This window comes from Luteimonas sp. GW821-FHT14E02, assembly GCF_058803905.1.
In genome coordinates this window covers 168,474-184,698 of the sequence record NZ_JBXAPK010000005.1, presented here as the reverse complement: position 1 = coordinate 184,698, position 16,225 = coordinate 168,474, and the positions used below count along the sequence as shown (strand labels likewise).

15 protein-coding genes are annotated in these 16,225 nt (G+C 67.5%); all 15 read right to left on the bottom strand.

The genetic code is table 11. The features are described 5' to 3' along the window. Positions 1–15: 15 nt before the first annotated feature. The gene (locus tag AC1RNP_RS10235; RefSeq protein WP_493051147.1) at positions 16–684 is read right to left on the bottom strand and encodes a protein-L-isoaspartate O-methyltransferase family protein; all 669 of its coding nucleotides are present in this window, start codon (positions 682–684) and stop codon (positions 16–18) included. Between the two features lie 109 nt (positions 685–793). Continuing rightward, the gene (locus AC1RNP_RS10230; protein WP_493051146.1) at positions 794–1,486 is read right to left on the bottom strand and encodes a TetR/AcrR family transcriptional regulator; all 693 of its coding nucleotides are present in this window, start codon (positions 1,484–1,486) and stop codon (positions 794–796) included. 101 nt (positions 1,487–1,587) lie between these two features. Further along, positions 1,588–2,691: a 3-isopropylmalate dehydrogenase gene (gene leuB, locus AC1RNP_RS10225; RefSeq protein ID WP_493051145.1), complete on the bottom strand. Its 1,104-nt coding sequence runs from the start codon at positions 2,689–2,691 to the stop codon at positions 1,588–1,590. Continuing rightward, the gene (gene leuD, locus AC1RNP_RS10220; protein WP_493051144.1) at positions 2,681–3,280 is read right to left on the bottom strand and encodes a 3-isopropylmalate dehydratase small subunit; all 600 of its coding nucleotides are present in this window, start codon (positions 3,278–3,280) and stop codon (positions 2,681–2,683) included. The genes leuB and leuD overlap by 11 nt, the downstream gene beginning before the upstream one ends. Then, positions 3,280–4,734: a 3-isopropylmalate dehydratase large subunit gene (leuC, locus tag AC1RNP_RS10215; protein WP_493051143.1), complete on the bottom strand. Its 1,455-nt coding sequence runs from the start codon at positions 4,732–4,734 to the stop codon at positions 3,280–3,282. Before leuC ends, leuD begins: the two co-directional genes overlap by 1 nt. Then, positions 4,731–6,335 (bottom strand): 2-isopropylmalate synthase, encoded by a 1,605-nt coding sequence (locus AC1RNP_RS10210; RefSeq protein WP_493051142.1) that lies wholly within the window; start codon positions 6,333–6,335, stop codon positions 4,731–4,733. The genes leuC and AC1RNP_RS10210 overlap by 4 nt, the downstream gene beginning before the upstream one ends. Beyond that, positions 6,332–7,540 carry a threonine dehydratase gene (locus tag AC1RNP_RS10205; RefSeq protein WP_493051141.1) on the bottom strand — a complete coding sequence of 403 codons (1,209 nt, stop codon included), beginning with the start codon at positions 7,538–7,540 and terminating at the stop codon, positions 6,332–6,334. Before AC1RNP_RS10205 ends, AC1RNP_RS10210 begins: the two co-directional genes overlap by 4 nt. Positions 7,541–7,550: 10 nt before the next feature. After that, complete coding sequence (locus AC1RNP_RS10200) at positions 7,551–8,456, bottom strand: aminotransferase class IV (RefSeq protein WP_493051140.1); 906 nt, start codon at positions 8,454–8,456, stop codon at positions 7,551–7,553. Then, positions 8,453–8,689 (bottom strand): ACT domain-containing protein, encoded by a 237-nt coding sequence (locus AC1RNP_RS10195; protein ID WP_226467877.1) that lies wholly within the window; start codon positions 8,687–8,689, stop codon positions 8,453–8,455. Before AC1RNP_RS10195 ends, AC1RNP_RS10200 begins: the two co-directional genes overlap by 4 nt. After that, positions 8,673–10,427, bottom strand: a complete 1,755-nt coding sequence (gene ilvG, locus AC1RNP_RS10190; protein ID WP_493051299.1) for an acetolactate synthase 2 catalytic subunit — start codon at positions 10,425–10,427, stop codon at positions 8,673–8,675. Before ilvG ends, AC1RNP_RS10195 begins: the two co-directional genes overlap by 17 nt. Before the next feature lie 105 nt (positions 10,428–10,532). Beyond that, positions 10,533–11,564 (bottom strand): ketol-acid reductoisomerase, encoded by a 1,032-nt coding sequence (gene ilvC / locus AC1RNP_RS10185; RefSeq protein WP_493051139.1) that lies wholly within the window; start codon positions 11,562–11,564, stop codon positions 10,533–10,535. A 43-nt stretch (positions 11,565–11,607) separates the two neighbouring features. Beyond that, positions 11,608–13,356: a dihydroxy-acid dehydratase gene (gene ilvD / locus AC1RNP_RS10180; RefSeq protein ID WP_493051138.1), complete on the bottom strand. Its 1,749-nt coding sequence runs from the start codon at positions 13,354–13,356 to the stop codon at positions 11,608–11,610. A 153-nt stretch (positions 13,357–13,509) separates the two neighbouring features. Next, positions 13,510–13,677: a hypothetical protein gene (locus AC1RNP_RS10175; RefSeq protein WP_493051137.1), complete on the bottom strand. Its 168-nt coding sequence runs from the start codon at positions 13,675–13,677 to the stop codon at positions 13,510–13,512. A 98-nt stretch (positions 13,678–13,775) separates the two neighbouring features. Continuing rightward, positions 13,776–15,101, bottom strand: a complete 1,326-nt coding sequence (gene thrC, locus AC1RNP_RS10170; RefSeq protein WP_493051136.1) for a threonine synthase — start codon at positions 15,099–15,101, stop codon at positions 13,776–13,778. A gap of 66 nt (positions 15,102–15,167) precedes the next feature. After that, positions 15,168–16,112 carry a homoserine kinase gene (locus tag AC1RNP_RS10165; RefSeq protein WP_493051135.1) on the bottom strand — a complete coding sequence of 315 codons (945 nt, stop codon included), beginning with the start codon at positions 16,110–16,112 and terminating at the stop codon, positions 15,168–15,170. Between the last annotated feature and the right edge of the window lie 113 nt (positions 16,113–16,225).

The following is a 16,225-nucleotide window of genomic DNA, read 5'->3' as shown; positions in this document are numbered from 1 at the left end:
GGAGATTCCTTCAACTTAGAAGTCAAACTTGGGCGCGGGGGCGGCGCCGGCGAGATATGCGAGGTCGGTTTCGAACAACGATTGGGTACGCGGGCCGTTGACGTCGGCGCGGACGAGCACGGCATCCATCACCGGCGAAACGCCCCGCACGGCGAACAGGCGTCCGCCGGGGCGCAGCCATTGCAGGAAGCGCTGCGGAATTACAGACACCGCGCCGCTGACGCAGATCGCGTCGAACTGCCCGTCACCTTCCCACGAGAAGGCATCGGCAGTCTCGATGCGCACGTTGGCGATGCCTTGCGTCTGCAGGCGCGCGCGCGCGGCCTCGGCGAGATCGGCATGGCGTTCCACGCCGACCACTTCGCGCGCCAGCCGGCCGAGGCAGGCGGCGAGGAAGCCGCTGCCGCTGCCGATTTCCAGCACGCGGTCTCCGGCATCGATTTCCAGCGCCTGCAGGGCGCGGCCTTCGAGCACCGGTTTCATCATCTTTTCGCCGTGGCCGATCGGCAGCTCGAGGTCGCTGTAGGCGAGAGCGCGGTGCGTTTCGTTCACGAAGGCTTCGCGCGGCAGGGTCGCCAGTGCGTCGAGGACACGCACGTCGAGCACGTCCCAGGGGCGGACCTGTTGTTCCACCATCGTTTCGCGGGCTTTGGCGTAGTCCATCGTCGGCATGCGGAATCTCATACGGGGCAAGGCGGCCCGCGATTTTAACGGGGTTGTGTAGCGGAAGATGAAGACAGGATCGCTGTTGCAGTACACCAGCACGCAGTGCCGGAAGTCACCGCGACGGAGGTCACGATGCCCGCGCCTTGGCGACTGGCGCGCGGCGTTCGTAGGCGCGCAGGAACATGTCGACCGAGGCGTTCAGATGTTCCTCCACCGTGCCGGTGATGTCGCCGCCGCAGCCCATGACCAGACGGTCGTGGAATTCGCCCTTGAGCAGGGAGAAGAACTGCACCGCCGCGCGGTGGACGTCGCCGATTTCAAGCTCTCCGGCCTTGATGCGCCGCTGCAGCAGGGCCGCGAAGCCGTCCTTGATGCGCTTCGGGCCGGCCTCCCAGAACAGGGTCGGCAGCGCCGAATCGGCGATCTGCGGGGTGCACATCAGGCGGTGCCCGGCGACCGCCTCAGGCGAGCTGATCATGGCGTGGAAGGCCTCGGCGATCTCCATCAGGCGCTCGCGCAGCGGCGTGCCGGGGGAGGGCTCGAACAGGGTCAGGGGCAGCTGCTGGTCGCAATGGGCCTTCACGGCCTCCAGGAACAGGGTCTGCTTGTCGCCGTAATGGCTGTAGACGGTGAGCTTGGAGACGCCCGCCTCGGCGGCGATCTGGTCCATGCTCATCCGCTCGTAGCCGTGCTGCAGGAACATGCGCTTGGCGGCGTCGAGGATCGCCGCGCCTTTGGCGAGATCCTTGGGCCGGCCGGGGCTGGCAGGCTTGCTGGCGGCGCCGGAGGAGGCCGGCTGGCGGGCGGATGGGGCGGTCATACCCCAATACTAGACCAATCGGTTCTGTATTTATAGCAGCCGCTGCTGAACGCTGGTTCCCGCCAGCGGGACGAATCTCCGCTGGCGGGGGGGCGGGTGCCTCAATCGCGCAGTTCGGCCACCTGGCAGCCCGTTTCCATCCGATTGAGCACGGCGGCGGTGACCCCGGCCGTGCTCGCGGCATTGCCGGCCGTGGCCAGGTCGGCACTGAGGATACCGGCGTCGAGGGTGGCGGAGACCGCCTGCTCGATGCAGGCAGCCTCGCGCTCCAGGCCCAGCGAATGGCGCAGCAGCAGCGCGACGCTGAGGATGGTGCCGATCGGGTTGGCGATGCCGCGGCCGGCGATGTCGGGGGCCGAGCCGTGGATGGGTTCATACAGGCCGACGCGGCCTTCGCCGAGCGAGGCGGAAGGCAGCAGGCCCATCGAGCCGGCCAGCATCGAGGCTTCGTCGGTGAGGATGTCGCCGAACATGTTCTCGGTGACGATCACGTCGTAGGCGCGCGGCCGCGACAGCAGGTGCATCGCCATCGAGTCGACCAGCTGGTGCTCCAGCGTGATGTCCGGGAACTCGTCGCGGACGACGCGCGTGGCCACGTCGCGCCACAGGCGCGAGGTCTCCAGCACGTTGGCCTTGTCGACCGAGGTGACGTGGCGGCGGCGATCGCGCGCCAGTTCGCAGGCGCGGCGCACCACGCGCTCGATCTCGGCGATGGTGTACTCGCACAGGTCGCTGGCCTTGTCGGCGTCGCGTTGTTTCTTGCCGAAATAGATGCCGCCGGTGAGCTCGCGCACCACCAGCAGGTCGACGCCGGCCAGCAGATGCGGCTTGATCGGCGCGGCGCCGAGCGTGGCCGGATGCGGCTGCACCGGACGCAGGTTGGCGTACAGGCCCAGCCCCTTGCGCAGCGCGAGCAGGCCTTGTTCCGGCCGCACCTTGGCGTTGGGATCGGACCACTTCGGTCCGCCGACGGCGCCCAGCAGCACGGCGTCGGCGCGCTTGCAGGCGTCCAGCGTGGCGGCGGGCAGCGGTTCGCCGGTGGCGTCGATGGCGGCGCCGCCGATCAGGTGTTCCTGCAATCTGAAGCGGTGGCCGTAGCGCTGTGCCGCCAATTGCAGCACCTCCACGGCGGCGGCGGTGACTTCCGGACCGATGCCGTCACCGGGGAGGACGACGATGTCAGCGTGCCGGATCTCAGTGTGCATGTTGGCGTGCCTCGTAAACTTGGGTTTCGTAGATTTGAATCTGGGGTTTGCGGGCCAGCAGATAGCCCAGTTCGTCGACACCTTCGAGCAGGCAGGTCCTGGCGAAGGCATCGAGCGGGAAGGAATAGGCGCGGCCGTCCGGCGTGCGCAGTTCGCGTGCGGCGACGTCGATGGTCAGCTCGTCGTCGGGACGCTGCATCAGCGTCTGCACGTCGGCTTCGTCCAGCACCACAGGCAGCAGGCCGTTCTTCAGCGAATTGTTGCGGAAGATGTCGGCGATCTCGCTGCTGACGATGGCGCGCAGGCCGAGATCGGTCAGCGCCCACGGCGCATGCTCGCGCGAGGAGCCGCAGCCGAAGTTGCGGCCGGCGAGCAGGATGCTGCGGCCGGCGTTCTCCGGTTGGTTGAAGGCGAATTCCGGATTCGGCGCGCCGTCGGCCAGGCGACGCCAGTCGTTGAACGCATGCTGGCCCAGGCCCTTGCGCTCGGTGGTGGAGAGAAAGCGCGCCGGGATGATCTGATCGGTGTCGATGTTGGTCTGGCGCAGCACGACGCTGCGCGACCGCACGAATTGCAGTCCGCTGCTCATCACGCCACCTCCTTACGCGATTCGAACAACTCGCGCGGATCGCTCACATGACCATTCACTGCGGCCCACGCGGCAGTCAGCGGCGAAGCCAGCAGCGTGCGCGCGCCAGGCCCCTGGCGACCTTCAAAATTGCGATTGCTGGTGCTCACCGCCAGCTGTCCCGGCGCCACCAGATCGCCGTTCATGGCGATGCACATGCTGCAACCGGGCTCGCGCCATTCAGCGCCAGCGTTGCGCACGACAGCGTCGATGCCTTCGGCCTCGGCCTCGCGCTTCACCTGTTCGGAACCCGGCACCACCAGCATGCGCACGTGCGAGGCGACCTTGCGCCCGCGCAGCACGCGCGCGACGGCGCGCATGTCACTCAGGCGGCCGTTGGTGCAGGAACCCACGAACACGACATCCACCGGCGTGCCCAGCAGGGGGTGTCCGGCTTCGAGCTGCATGTAGTCCAGCGATTTCCGCGCCGCCGCGTCGCCTGGTGCCGGAATCGGCGTATCCACGGCGATGGCCGTGCCGGGGTGCGTGCCCCAGGTCAGCGTCGGACGGATATCCCGGGTGTCGATCCACACCTGGTGATCGAAGTGCGCACCATCGTCGGTGACGAACTGCGACCAGCGCGCCTTCGCCTGCGCGAGCTCAAGACTGTTGACGACGCCGGCACCGGGCGCGCGCGGCGCCTTGGCCAGCCACGCGTAGGTGATGTCGTCCGGCGCCACCATGCCGGCGCGCGCGCCGGCCTCGATGGACATGTTGCACAAGGTCATGCGCTGCTCCATGTCCATCGCGCGGATGGCGGAGCCGCGATATTCGATGACGTGGCCGGTGCCGCCGTTCACGCCGATCATGCCAATGACGTGCAGGATCACGTCCTTGGCGCCGACGCCGGGATCGAGCTCGCCATCGACGGTGATCGACATCGTCTTCGGCTTGCGCTGCAGCAGGCATTGCGTGGCGAGCACGTGGCCGACCTCGCTGGTGCCGATGCCGAAGGCCAGCGCGCCGAAGGCGCCGTGCGTGGAGGTATGGCTGTCGCCGCAGACGATGGTCATGCCCGGCTGCGTGAAGCCGAGTTCCGGCGCGATCACATGCACGATGCCGCGATGCGCGGACCCCATGTCGAACAGTTCGATGCCGAATTCGGCGCAGTTGCGCGCCAGTGTGTCGACCTGGATCGCCGCCGCCTCGGTGTGGTAGGGCAGTTTGCCGTCGGGACCGGCAGGCAGGGTCGGCGTGGAGTGATCCATGGTCGCCTTGGTGCGCTCCGGGCGCGCGGGCGTCAGTCCGCGTGCGCGCAGCTCCGAGAACGCTTGCGGCGAAGTCACTTCATGGATCAGGTGCAGATCGATGTAGAGCACCGCGGGCGCGGCCTCCGTCTCGGGGACGACGACGTGCGCGTCCCACAATTTGTCGAACATGGTGCGAGGCGCGGCGGGACGAGTTGCGGATGTCATGCGGCCACCACGTCGGCATCGGCGTTGCGGCGTGCGCGCAGTACGCGGTTGGCGATGTCGAGCCAGGCCAGCGCGCTGGCTTCGATGATGTCGCGGCTGGTGCCGGTGCCTTCATAGCCACGGCTGTCGCCGGAGCCGTCACCGCAGCGCACGCTCAGGTTGGCTTCGCCGCGCGCGTCCGCGCCGATGCCGACGCTGTGCACCTGATAGCTTTCCAGCGTCAGCTTCACGCCGGTGGCGGCGGACAGTGCGGCAAACAATGCATCGACCGGACCATCGCCGAGCGCGCTTTCGCTCACGCGCTTGCCGTCCGGATCGGACAGTTCGACCTGTGCGCTGGCGCGCTGGCCGCGATCGCTGACCGTCATCGAAGCCAGGCGGAAGCCCTCGCCGCGCGTGTCTCCGTGCATCAGTGCTTCCAGATCGCCGTCGTCGATCACGCGCTGCTGCTCGCACAGCGTCTTGAAGTCGGTGAAGACTTGGTCGAGTTGTTCGTCTTCCAGCGTGTAGCCCAGCGCGCGCAGGCGATGCGCGACCGCGGCGCGGCCGCTATGGCGGCCCAGCACCATCTGCGAATCGGGCCAGCCCACATCCTCGGGGCGCATGATTTCGTAGGTGCCGCGATGACGCAGCATGCCGTGCTGATGGATGCCGGATTCGTGGGCGAAGGCGTTGGCGCCGACGATCGCCTTGTTGCGTTGCACCGGCATGCCGATCAGGCGCGTGAGCAGCTGCGAGGTCGGCAGCAGGCGCTGCGTATCGATGCTGGTGTCGGCCTCGAACCAGGCGTTGCGGACCTTCAGCGCCATCACCAGTTCTTCCAGCGCGCAGTTGCCGGCGCGCTCGCCGATGCCGTTGATGGTGCACTCGACCTGGCGCGCGCCGCCCTCGATCGCGGCCAGCGAGTTGGCGACCGCCATGCCGAGGTCGTTGTGGCAGTGCGCGCTGAACACGACGTCGCGCGCGCCCGGCACGGTGCTAATCAGGAATTCGAACAGCGCGCGGATTTCCTGCGGTGTGGTGTAACCGAGCGTATCCGGCACGTTGATGGTGCTGGCGCCATTGGCGATGGCGACGGCGCAGGCTTCGGCGAGGAAATCGTGCTCGGTGCGGATGCCGTCCTCGGGCGAGAACTCGACATCGTCGATCAGCCGGCGTGCGTGCGCGACGTTGGTCGCGATCGCATCCAGCACCTGCTGCCTGCTCATGCGCAGCTTGTGCTCGCGATGCAGCGGGCTGGTGGACAGGAACAGGTGCAGTCGCGGCTTGGCGGAGCCTTCCAGCGCACGCGCGGAGGCCTCGATGTCAGCGGGCAGGCAGCGCGAGAGCACGCACAATGTCGGCTCGCGCAGTTCACGGGCGATCATCGCCGCGGCTTCGCGATCGGACTGCGAGCTGGCCGGGAAGCCGGTCTCGATGACGTCCACGCCGAGTTCGTCGAGCGCCCGCGCCATCACCAGTTTCTGTTGCGGCGACATGCTGCAGCCGGGCGATTGCTCGCCATCGCGCAAGGTGGTGTCGAAGATGCGGACGTGCGCGCCGCCAGGAGGGGGCGCGGCGGTCGTGCCTTCAACAGCACGTCCTCGATCTGAAGTGTTCATGCGGGAATTTCCTCGGGAATCTTGTCTTGCTTGTTCGTATGGGGGAGTGGCTTGGGCGATGGTTCGTCATTCCCGGTGAAGCGGGAATCCGGTGGCCTTGCTTCCGTGGAATCCGGAGCGGGGGCACTGGATTCCCGCCTCCGCGGGAATGACGGTGTAAGTCGTGCACGCTCCAGACGGACGGCGGGATCGACTTCGCGCACACGACGCCGGGGTTTGCGTGGCGGCCGCGGCCGCACTTCGGAGAGCAGGCGTGCCAGTACGACGGCATCGACATTGCCGCCCGACACCACCGCGCACTTGCGCTTGCCGACGATGCGGCGGCCGGCAGCCAACGCCAGCGCACCGGCGCCCTCGGCGATGACGTGTTCTTCCAGCGCAAGCCGCACCAGGGTTTCGCGCAGTTCGGCTTCGCGCACGATGACGATGTCGTCGAGCAGTGTTTCCAGCACGCGACGAGTCAGTTCGCCCGGCACCTTGACGCGCACGCCGTCGGCGAGCGTGGCGGCGGGATCGCGCAATGTCATGTCGCCGTGCAGTGCGCGCGCCATCGCGTCGACACCTTCGACTTGCGCGCCGACGATGCGCACGCGTCGGGACGCTTGCGTCCCGGACAAGCACGCCGACTTCAATGCCAACGCGACACCGGACGCCAGACCACCGCCGCCGATCGGCACCAGCACCACGTCCGGCGACAGCGCCGCCAGTTCCAGCCCGACCGTGCCCTGGCCGGCGATCACATCCGCGTCATCGAAAGCGGACAACAGACGATAGTCGTGCTGTTCGGCCAGTTCGGCGGCGAATGCCTTGGCTTCGTCGTAGGTCTCGCCGTGCAGGCGCACGGTGGCGCCCCAGTGGGCGACGCCGGCGACTTTGGTTTCCGGCGCCGTACGCGGCATCACGGTGATCACCGGCATGCCCAGCCGATACGCGGCCCAGGCCAGGCCTTGCGCGTGATTGCCGGCGGATGCGGTGATCACGGTGCGCTCGTCGCCGCGCTCGCGCGCGGCCAGCAGCGCGTTCATGGCGCCGCGCACCTTGTAGGAGCCGGTGCGTTGCAGGTTCTCCAGCTTGAGCCAGCAGCCGAAACGTTCGGCGTAGTGCGTGGGCGTGACTTCGAGATAACGCCGCAGCCGCGCCTGCGCCGCCAGTACGTCGGCGACGGAGACGGAGACGGGAGTGTCGTTGGCTACGGCAGGATCCATGATTCAGAACTCAGACCGGCGTCAGCCATTTCGAGGAGACGGACTCCTCGCCACGCACCACGCGCGCGTACAGCGCGGCCAGCTCGCGCGTGATCGGGTTGTCGCCGAAGCTGCGATCCTCGATCTCGGCGATCGGCGCCACCTCGGCGGCGGTGCCGCAGGCGAACACTTCGTCGGCGTCGAGCAATTCCTCGTAGGTGAGCGTGCCTGATTGCGCGCCGCTCAAAGCGATCAAGGTGTCGCGCGTGATGCCGGGCAGGGCATCGCGATGCTCGATGGCGGTGACGCGGCCGTTCTTCACCGCGAAGACGTTGGCACCGGTGCATTCGACGACGAAGCCGTCCTTGTCGACGAACAGCGCTTCGTCGAAGCCGCGCGCCTTGCTCTCGCGCTTGGCGAGGATGGAGTTGACGTAGGCGCCGCACAGCTTCAGCGGCGGTAGCGAATCGGCGGGATTGCGGCGCCAGCTGGACACGGCCACGCGCGCGCGCGAACCGGCCAGATGCACCAGCGTCGGCGTGGTCGAGACCATCATGTGCTGCGGACGGCCGCTGACATCGAGGCCGAAGCTGCCTTCGCCGTACCAGGCCAGTGGACGGATGTAGGCGTCGCGATGGTGGTTGGCGCGCAATGTCGCCAGCGTAGCTTCGGTGGCTTGCTGCGTATCGAAGCTCATGCCCAGCAGTTCGGCGCCGCGGCGCATGCGCTCCAGGTGTTCAGGCAGGCGGAAAACGGCCGCGCCGTGCTTGGTGGCGTAGGCGCGGATGCCTTCGAACACGCCGCTGCCGTAATGCATGGCGTGCGTGGTCAGGTCGGCCTGCAAGGCATCGACGTCGGCGATCTTGCCGTCGAACCACAGCTTCGGTTTCTCGGCGTTCGCGGCTTCGGTGATGGGAGTGACGTTGCTGGCGTTCACGGGCACGGCACCACCTCGACGGACAGGCAGTCGTAGAGCTTGGCGAGCTGGTTCTGCAGCGATTCGTCGGAGCGATCACCTTCGACGGTCATGCGCAGATGCCAGCGGTCGCCGTCGGGTTGCGCCTCGCCATCCACCGACACGGGACGGAAGCCACGCCGTTCGGCGGTGCCGAGCACACGGGCGAGGGCGCCTTCGGCGTGTCGCAGGGTGAGTTCAAGCTGGTATCGCATGGGGGAAAGCCTCGGGAGAGGAAGAAGATGGAGTCGCATTAGTGCCGGGCAGCGATGTCACCTCATCGGCATCCATCATCTGCGCGTTGTTGTGATTCGGCGGCACCAGCGGCCAGACGTTGGCGGCGGTGTCGATGGCGACGTGCAGCAGCGCGGGGCCGGGCGCGTCCAGCAATGCCTGCAGTGCGCCTTCGACATCGGCGGCCTGGTTCACCGACAGCGCCTCGATGCCGAAGGCGCGCGCGACCACGGCGAAATCCGGGTTGTCGGACAGGTCGATCTCGGAATAGCGGCGATCGAAGAACAGCTCCTGCCACTGCCGCACCATGCCCAGCGCCTGGTTGTCGAGCAGCACGATCTTCACCGGCAAGCCGTAGCGCTTCAGCGTGGCCAGCTCCTGCACGTTCATCAGGAACGAACCGTCGCCGCTCACGCACACCACCTGCGCTTTCGGATTCTCCAGCTGCGCGCCGATCGCCGCCGGCAGGCCGAAGCCCATCGCGCCGAGCGCGCCGCTGGTGAGGTGCTTGCGCGGATGGGTGAAGCGCCAGTGCTGCGCCACCCACATCTGATGCTGGCCGACGTCGCAGGCGACGATCGCCTCGGGCGCCATTTCCGACATGCGCCTGAGCAGGGCGGGCGCGTAGACGCCGTCGCCCGGCGCGTCGTAGCGCGCGCCGAAGCGCAGCTTGCGTTCCAGGCACAGGCCGCGCCAGGCGCGGCGCGCGGCGGCATGGCGGCCGTGCATCTGGGCAGCGCACGGCGGTGCGAGGCGAGACAGACTTGCCGCGACATCGCCACACACGCGCACGTCGGCGTCGCGCAGCTTGCCGATCTCGCACACGTCGGCATCCAGATGCACGATGCGCGCGTTGGGCGCGAACTCGGCCAGCTTGCCGGTGGCTCGATCGTCGAAGCGCGCGCCAGCCACGATCAGCAGGTCGGCTTCCTGCACCGCCATGTTGGCGGCGCGGGTGCCATGCATGCCGAGCATGCCGAGGTTGCAGGGATGCGCGGCCGGCAGCGCGCCCTGTGCCTTCAATGTCAGCACGGTCGGGATGCGCGTCTGTTCGACGAAATCGCGGAACGCTTCCACCGCATCGCCGAGCACGATGCCGCCGCCGCCGTACACCACCGGCTTCTTCGCTTGCGCGATCAGCGCGGCGGCTTCATGCATGGTGGCGTCGGGTGCGCGCGGCACGATATCGGTCGGTGCCGACTCGTAGGCGGGCAGATGCGAGGCATCGGCGATCTGCACGTCCTTGGGCAGATCGATCAGCACTGGGCCGGGCCGGCCACTGCGCGCCAGACGGAAGGCTTCGGCCACCACGCGCGGCAGCTCGTCGACGCGGCGCAGCAGGAAGCTGTGCTTGACGATCGGCATGGTCATGCCGAACACGTCCAGTTCCTGGAACGCATCGGTGCCCATCAGCGCCGTCGGCACCTGGCCGGTGATGCAGACCATCGGCACCGAGTCCAACATCGCGTCGGCGATGCCGGTGACCAGATTCGACGCACCGGGACCGGAGGTCGCCACGCACACGCCGACGCGGCCGCTGGCGCGCGCGTAGCCGTTGGCGGCGAAGGCGGCACCCTGTTCGTGGCGGACCAGGATGTGCTTCAGCTCCGCACCGTGCAGCGCGTCGTAGAACGGCATGATCGCGCCGCCGGGATAGCCGAACAGCGTGTCGACGCCTTCGGCGATCAACGCCTGCACCAGCCAGCGCGCGCCGTTCATGGGGGCGGGCTTGGACGTTGTCGCCGGCTCGGCATCCTCGGCCGCCTGAGGGGCGGCTTCGATGTTGTTGCCAGCCGTCACGGCCGCCGCCGTGGAAGCGTTCATTTATGCAGCCTCGGTTTGGGGTTGTGCAGCGGAACTCGCGGAAGCGGGATTCGCCGCGGCCTTCGGTGCGTTTTCCAGCCACTTCATGTTGGCGCGCAGCTTCTTGCCGACCGCTTCGATCGGGTGATCCAGATCGCCCTGCTTGAGTGTCTTGTAGTTGGCATTGCCCGAGGCGTATTCGGCGATCCACTGCTTGGCGAAAGTGCCGTCCTGGATTTCGGTCAGCACCTTGCGCATTTGCGCGCGGGTGTGATCGTCGACGATGTAGGTGCCGCGGGTCAGCGCACCGTACTGCGCGGTTTCGCTGATGAATTCGTGCATGCGGGTCACGCCGCCTTCGTAGAACAGATCGACGATCAGCTTCAGTTCGTGCAGGCACTCGTAGTAAGCGACCTCGGGCTGGTAGCCGGCTTCCACCAGCGTTTCCCAGCCAGCCTGCACCAGCTTGGTGGCGCCGCCGCACAGCACGGCCTGTTCGCCGAACAGATCGGTTTCGGTTTCTTCCTTGAAGGTGGTCTTGATCGCGTTCTGGCGCGCGCCGCCGATGCCGCCGCAGTAGGCAAGCGCGAGCTGTTCGGCGCGGCCGCTCTTGTCCTGATGCACGGCGTAGACCGACGGCACGCCGCGGCCGATCTCGTATTCGCGACGCACCAGCGCGCCCGGACCCTTCGGCGCGACGAGCACGACGTCGAGATCCTCGCGCGGCGTGATCTGCCCGTAATGCACGTTGAAGCCGTGCGCGAACAGCAGGCAGGCGCCGTTGCGGATGTTCGGTTCGATGACGGTGCGGTACAGCTGCGCCTGCACCATGTCCGGCGTGAGCACGGCGACGAGATCGGCATCGGCGACGGCGGCGTCCGGCGTCTTCACCTTGAAGCCGTCGGCCTTGGCCTTCTGCTCGGTGGGGCCGCCGGGACGCAGACCGACGGTGACATCGAAGCCGGAGTCGCGCAGGTTGAGCGCGTGCGCGCGGCCCTGGCTGCCGTAACCGATGACGGCGATCTTGGGTTGGAAGGCGGTGGTGGCGTTCATGGAGTCGGGTTTCCGGTTGGAGAGGGGAAGGGAGTGGTACGAGTCAGGCGGGAATCGGTTCGGCACTGGCCGTGTTCGCGGCCGTGGGAGTGACCAGGGTCGCGGCGATGCGCTTGTCATCGAGCGGTCCGGGCGCGGTGACCGCGCCTTTCGAGGCGGAGCCGACGTCGCGTGCGTACTTGGCCAGCACGCCGGTGGTCACGCGCGGCGCGATACGCGCGGACGTGCGCTGCGAGAGATCGGCATCGACGTCGAGACGGCGCGTAGCGACGTCGATGGTGACGCGGTCGCCGTCGCGCAGGCGCGCGATCGGACCGCCGCGCGCGGCTTCGGGGCAGACGTGGCCGACCATGAAGCCGTGCGTGGCGCCGCTGAAACGGCCGTCGGTGAGCAGGGCGACATCGTTGCCGAGGCCTTGTCCGACCAGCGCCGCGGTGACCGCCAGCATCTCGCGCATGCCGGGGCCGCCGGCCGGGCCTTCGAAACGGATCACCACCACGTCGCCGGCCAGGATCTGCCGCGCCTGCACGGCGGCGAAGGCGGCTTCCTCGCTGTCGAACACGCGCGCGGGGCCGCTGTGGCGCTCGCGGCCGTGGCCGGCGAGCTTGACGATGCAGCCTTCCGGCGCGAGGTTGCCGTACAGGATCGAGTAGCCGCCGCGTGGCTTGATCGGATTGCCGATCGGGCGCACCACGTCCTGGGAAGCGGAGACGGTCGCCGCATCGGTCTCCTCAAAAAAGCTGCGGCCGGTGATCGTTGGAATGTCCTCGATCAGACCGGCCGCTTTCAGTTCGCGCGCCACCAGTGCGGTGCCGCCTTGCTCGAACATTTCCGCCGCTGTGTAGCGGCCACCCGGTTTCAGATCGGCGATCACGGGCGTGGCCGCGCTCGCCGCCTCGAATTCCTCCAGATCGAAGGGCACGCCGGCTTCGTGCGCGATCGCCAGCAGATGCAGTGCCGCATTGGTGGAACCGGCGGTGGCCGAGACCGCGCGCGCAGCGTTGCGCAGCGCAGCGAGAGAGAGAAGGTCGCGCGGTCTCGGGCCGCCATCGCGCATTTGCGCCATCACCAGCTCGCCACATGCGCGGGCAGCGGCTGGTTTCTCGGCGTGGATCGCCGGAATGTCGTTGGCTCCCAGCGGCGACAGGCCGAGGAAGGTGAGCACCATCGCCATCGTGTTGGCGGTGAACTGGCCGCCGCAGGCGCCGGCGCCGGGACAGGCGTGGGATTCGATGCGATGCAGTTCGTCGTCGTCGATGCGACCGGCCGAATGCGCGCCGACCGCTTCGAACACGTCCTGCACGGTGAGCGGCTTGTCGTCGCTCGCACCGTTCTTGGACGGGCAGCGGCCCGGCATGATCGTGCCGCCGTACAGGATCACCGTGGGGATATCGAGGCGCGCGGCGGCCATCGCGGCAGCGGGGATGGTCTTGTCGCAGCCGACCAGCAGCACCATCGCATCCAGGCAATGGCCAGTGACTGCCAGTTCGATCGAATCGGCGATGGTTTCGCGCGAGGCCAGCGAGGCGCGCATGCCGTCCGAGCCCATCGCGATGCCGTCGGTGACGGCAATGGTGTTGAACTCTATCGGCGTGCCGCCGGCGTCCAGCACGCCCTTGCGCACGTCCTGGGCCAGATCGCGCAGCGTGATGTTGCATGGCGAGACGTCGGACCAGGTGTGGATCACGCCGACGAAGGGTTTGGCGATGGCGGCATCGTCCAGCCCGGTCGCGCGCAGCATCGCGCGGGCGGGGGCGTGGGCGGGGCCTTGTTTGATGGCGTTGCTTCTCACGAACCAGTGTTCCGTTGATGCGAATCCATCGCAGAAACCCGCGCATCCCTGTGCGGACTTTCAGATTTCGGAACCCAAGCCTAGAAACGAAAAACCCCGCGCCTTTTGGGGCGCGGGGTTTAGGTTCTTTCGACCTTGGGTTTGTGCTTTTACTTACGCAAACCCGATTCCCGCGCCTGTTTGGACGGTAATAAGTACGAGTACAAGAAGAATGCTTGCAAGAGCAGGCGCGGCGATCGGCAGCGTTGGCAGCAGCAAGCTCTTCAGCACGTCGGGCGACGTGGCCTGGAGGGCTTGCGGATGGTTGTTGCGCTGCGTCATGGATGTGAGAGAAACATGCCCCGCGAGGGCTTGTCAACAGTTTCAGTTAGAACTTTTCGCCATGTCGCATTTTTTCTTCCTTACGCATCAGGAAGGACTCAATTGGTTGCGGCTGTAAGTATTGCGTGAAGGGCTGCGTAATCGGCGGGCAGTGCTTCGGCGGAAGCGGGGCGTGCCAGCGATTCGGCCAATGCCGGGGGTGGTTCCACCGCATGTCCCACCAAAGGCTCGACGATGCTTTCGAACTTGGCCGGATGTGCCGTCGCCACCACGGCCCAGGAACGCGTGTCTCCTTGCGCGCGCAGCTGCTCGAGCAGGAACAGGCCGGTCGCGGTATGCGGACAGGGCACGATGCCGTGACGCGTTGGCGCGGCGGCGATCGTGGCGCGGATGGTGGCGTCGTCGACACCCTGCGCGCGGATCGCGTGCCGCAATTCAGCATCGTCGCGATACCAGTGGCGCAGCCGCTCGAAATTGCTGGGGGCGCCTACGTCCATGGCGTTGGCAAGCGTGGCGCGGGTCGGTTGCGGCGCGTATTCATCGCCTGCGAAATAGCGCGGCAGGGTGTCGTTGGCGTTGGTGGCGAGCCGGGTCTCGCCGATCGGCGCGCCCATGCGCTGCGCCACCAGCGCGGCGCAGGCGTTGCCGAGATTGCCCGTGGGCACGATGAAATTCAGTGGCTCGCCGTGCCTGGCCGCGTGATGCGAGGCCGCATGCGCGTAGTAGGCCGCCTGCGGCAACAGGCGGCCAAGGCTGATGCTGTTGGCCGAACTCAGCGACACCGCACTGCGCAATTCGACATCCGACAGCGCCTGCTTGGCCAGGCGCTGGCAGTCGTCGAAGCTGCCGTCGACGCGGAACGCGCGCACGTTGTCGCCCCAGCAGCCGAGGCCATGCGCCTGTCGCGGCGAGACCTTGCCGTCCGGGTAGAGGATCACGACCTCGAAGCCGGGCCGCCGGTGGAACGCAGCCGCCACCGCTGCGCCAGTGTCGCCGGAGGTGGCGACCAGGATCGTGGTGACCGGCGCATTCGGAGCGCGCAGGCCGGACAGGGCTTCGGCGAGGAAGCGCGCGGCGTAATCCTTGAAGGCGGCGGTGGGGCCGTGGAACAGCTCCAGCAGGAAATTCCGTTCAGTAGCATCCTGCTCAGAAGCAGTACCCGGGTTCTTCAACGGCCGCAGCGGCGCTTCGAACGAGAAGGCGTGCGTGCAGATGTCGGCGAGCCGATCGCACAGCTTCGAATCGGTGAAGTAAGGCGCCAGCACCGCGTTCGCGGTTTCCGCAAGCGTGGGGAAAGGCCGCGTCGACGCGAGCGCGGGGATGTGCTCGGGCACGTAGAGGCCACCATCCGGAGCAAGGCCCGCGCTCAGTGCATCGTCGATGGCGGTGGGTGGCGTTTGCCCGCGCGTACTGACGAACTTCATGGCATTGCTCCGGGCGACATCGTTACAGCCGTCATTCCTGCGAAAGCAGCAATGACGGGAGAGAGATCATCGGTCATCGAGGACTTCCGCGCGCGGCGCGTTGACTGGCGACACGTAGGCACGTGCATCGAAACCCGCATCGACGAAGCCGCCACGCATCGCAGGCGCGGCGGCCTCGGCCTCGGCCTTGGAGGCGAACCAGGCGAACACACTCGGCCCGCCGCCGGAAATGCTGGCGCCGAGCGCGCCGTGATCGAGCGCGGCGGCTTTCACTTGCGCGAATCCGGGAATCAGCGACGCGCGGCGCGGTTCCACCAGCAGGTCGTGCAGGCCTTCGCGGATCAGGCCGGCATCGCCGCGCTGCAGGCCGGTGAGGAACAAAGCCAGGTGCGTGGTCTGCCCGACGATCTCATGCAGCGAGTACGGCTCGGACAGCACGGCGCGCGCGCGCCGCGTTTCCAGCACCTGGTCCGGATGCACCGCCACGCAATACAGCCAGTCGGGCGCGGTGAGCGCGATCATGCGCGTCGGCGTCGCCATCGCCACGCCGCCGAGCAGCATCGGCGCGACGTTGTCGCCATGACGGCTGCCACTGGATACCGATTCGCCGTCGAGCGCGAAGTCGTACAGCGCATCGCGTTCGAGCGGCGCATCGAGCACCGCGTTCGCGGCCACCACTGCGGCCACGCAGGACGCGGCCGAACCGCCGAGGCCGGAGCCGAGCGCGATGCCTTTCTCCAGTTCCAAAGCCAGTCCGTAAGGCAGTTGCAAGGTTTCGCGCATCGAGATCAACGCGCGGCCGGCCGTGTTGTGCTCGGCTTGCAACGGCAACACATCGACACCAGGCACGTCGCCGCGGATGGCATCGACGCGCACGACGGGCTCGTCGATGCGGCGCACGATCGCGACATCGCGCGGGCCGACGATGGCGTGGCCGAGCAGGTCGAAACCGACGCCGATGTTGCCGACGCTGGCGGGGGCGAAGGCGCGGGCTTGGAGAGTTGAGGGCATCGAGAAAGGCAAGAGGTTCTGAAGGGAAGGTACGCCAGGCGGTTGATTTCTACTCGTCATCCCAGCGAAAGCTGGGACCCATTTTGATCTTGTTCCTGATTTTGCGGTGAAAC

Bases quoted from the DNA above. Each gene is read 5' to 3' on its own strand.
- AC1RNP_RS10235 (WP_493051147.1), bottom strand. From the start codon at position 684: ATGAGATTCCGCATGCCGACGATGGACTACGCCAAAGCCCGCGAAACG.
- AC1RNP_RS10230 (WP_493051146.1), bottom strand. From the start codon at position 1,486: ATGACCGCCCCATCCGCCCGCCAGCCGGCCTCCTCCGGCGCCGCCAGC.
- leuB (WP_493051145.1), bottom strand. From the start codon at position 2,691: ATGCACACTGAGATCCGGCACGCTGACATCGTCGTCCTCCCCGGTGAC.
- leuD (WP_493051144.1), bottom strand. From the start codon at position 3,280: ATGAGCAGCGGACTGCAATTCGTGCGGTCGCGCAGCGTCGTGCTGCGC.
- leuC (WP_493051143.1), bottom strand. From the start codon at position 4,734: ATGACATCCGCAACTCGTCCCGCCGCGCCTCGCACCATGTTCGACAAA.
- AC1RNP_RS10210 (WP_493051142.1), bottom strand. From the start codon at position 6,335: ATGAACACTTCAGATCGAGGACGTGCTGTTGAAGGCACGACCGCCGCG.
- AC1RNP_RS10205 (WP_493051141.1), bottom strand. From the start codon at position 7,540: ATGGATCCTGCCGTAGCCAACGACACTCCCGTCTCCGTCTCCGTCGCC.
- AC1RNP_RS10195 (WP_226467877.1), bottom strand. From the start codon at position 8,689: ATGCGATACCAGCTTGAACTCACCCTGCGACACGCCGAAGGCGCCCTC.
- ilvG (WP_493051299.1), bottom strand. From the start codon at position 10,427: ATGAACGGCGCGCGCTGGCTGGTGCAGGCGTTGATCGCCGAAGGCGTC.
- ilvC (WP_493051139.1), bottom strand. From the start codon at position 11,564: ATGAACGCCACCACCGCCTTCCAACCCAAGATCGCCGTCATCGGTTAC.
- AC1RNP_RS10175 (WP_493051137.1), bottom strand. From the start codon at position 13,677: ATGACGCAGCGCAACAACCATCCGCAAGCCCTCCAGGCCACGTCGCCC.
- thrC (WP_493051136.1), bottom strand. From the start codon at position 15,101: ATGAAGTTCGTCAGTACGCGCGGGCAAACGCCACCCACCGCCATCGAC.
- AC1RNP_RS10165 (WP_493051135.1), bottom strand. From the start codon at position 16,112: ATGCCCTCAACTCTCCAAGCCCGCGCCTTCGCCCCCGCCAGCGTCGGC.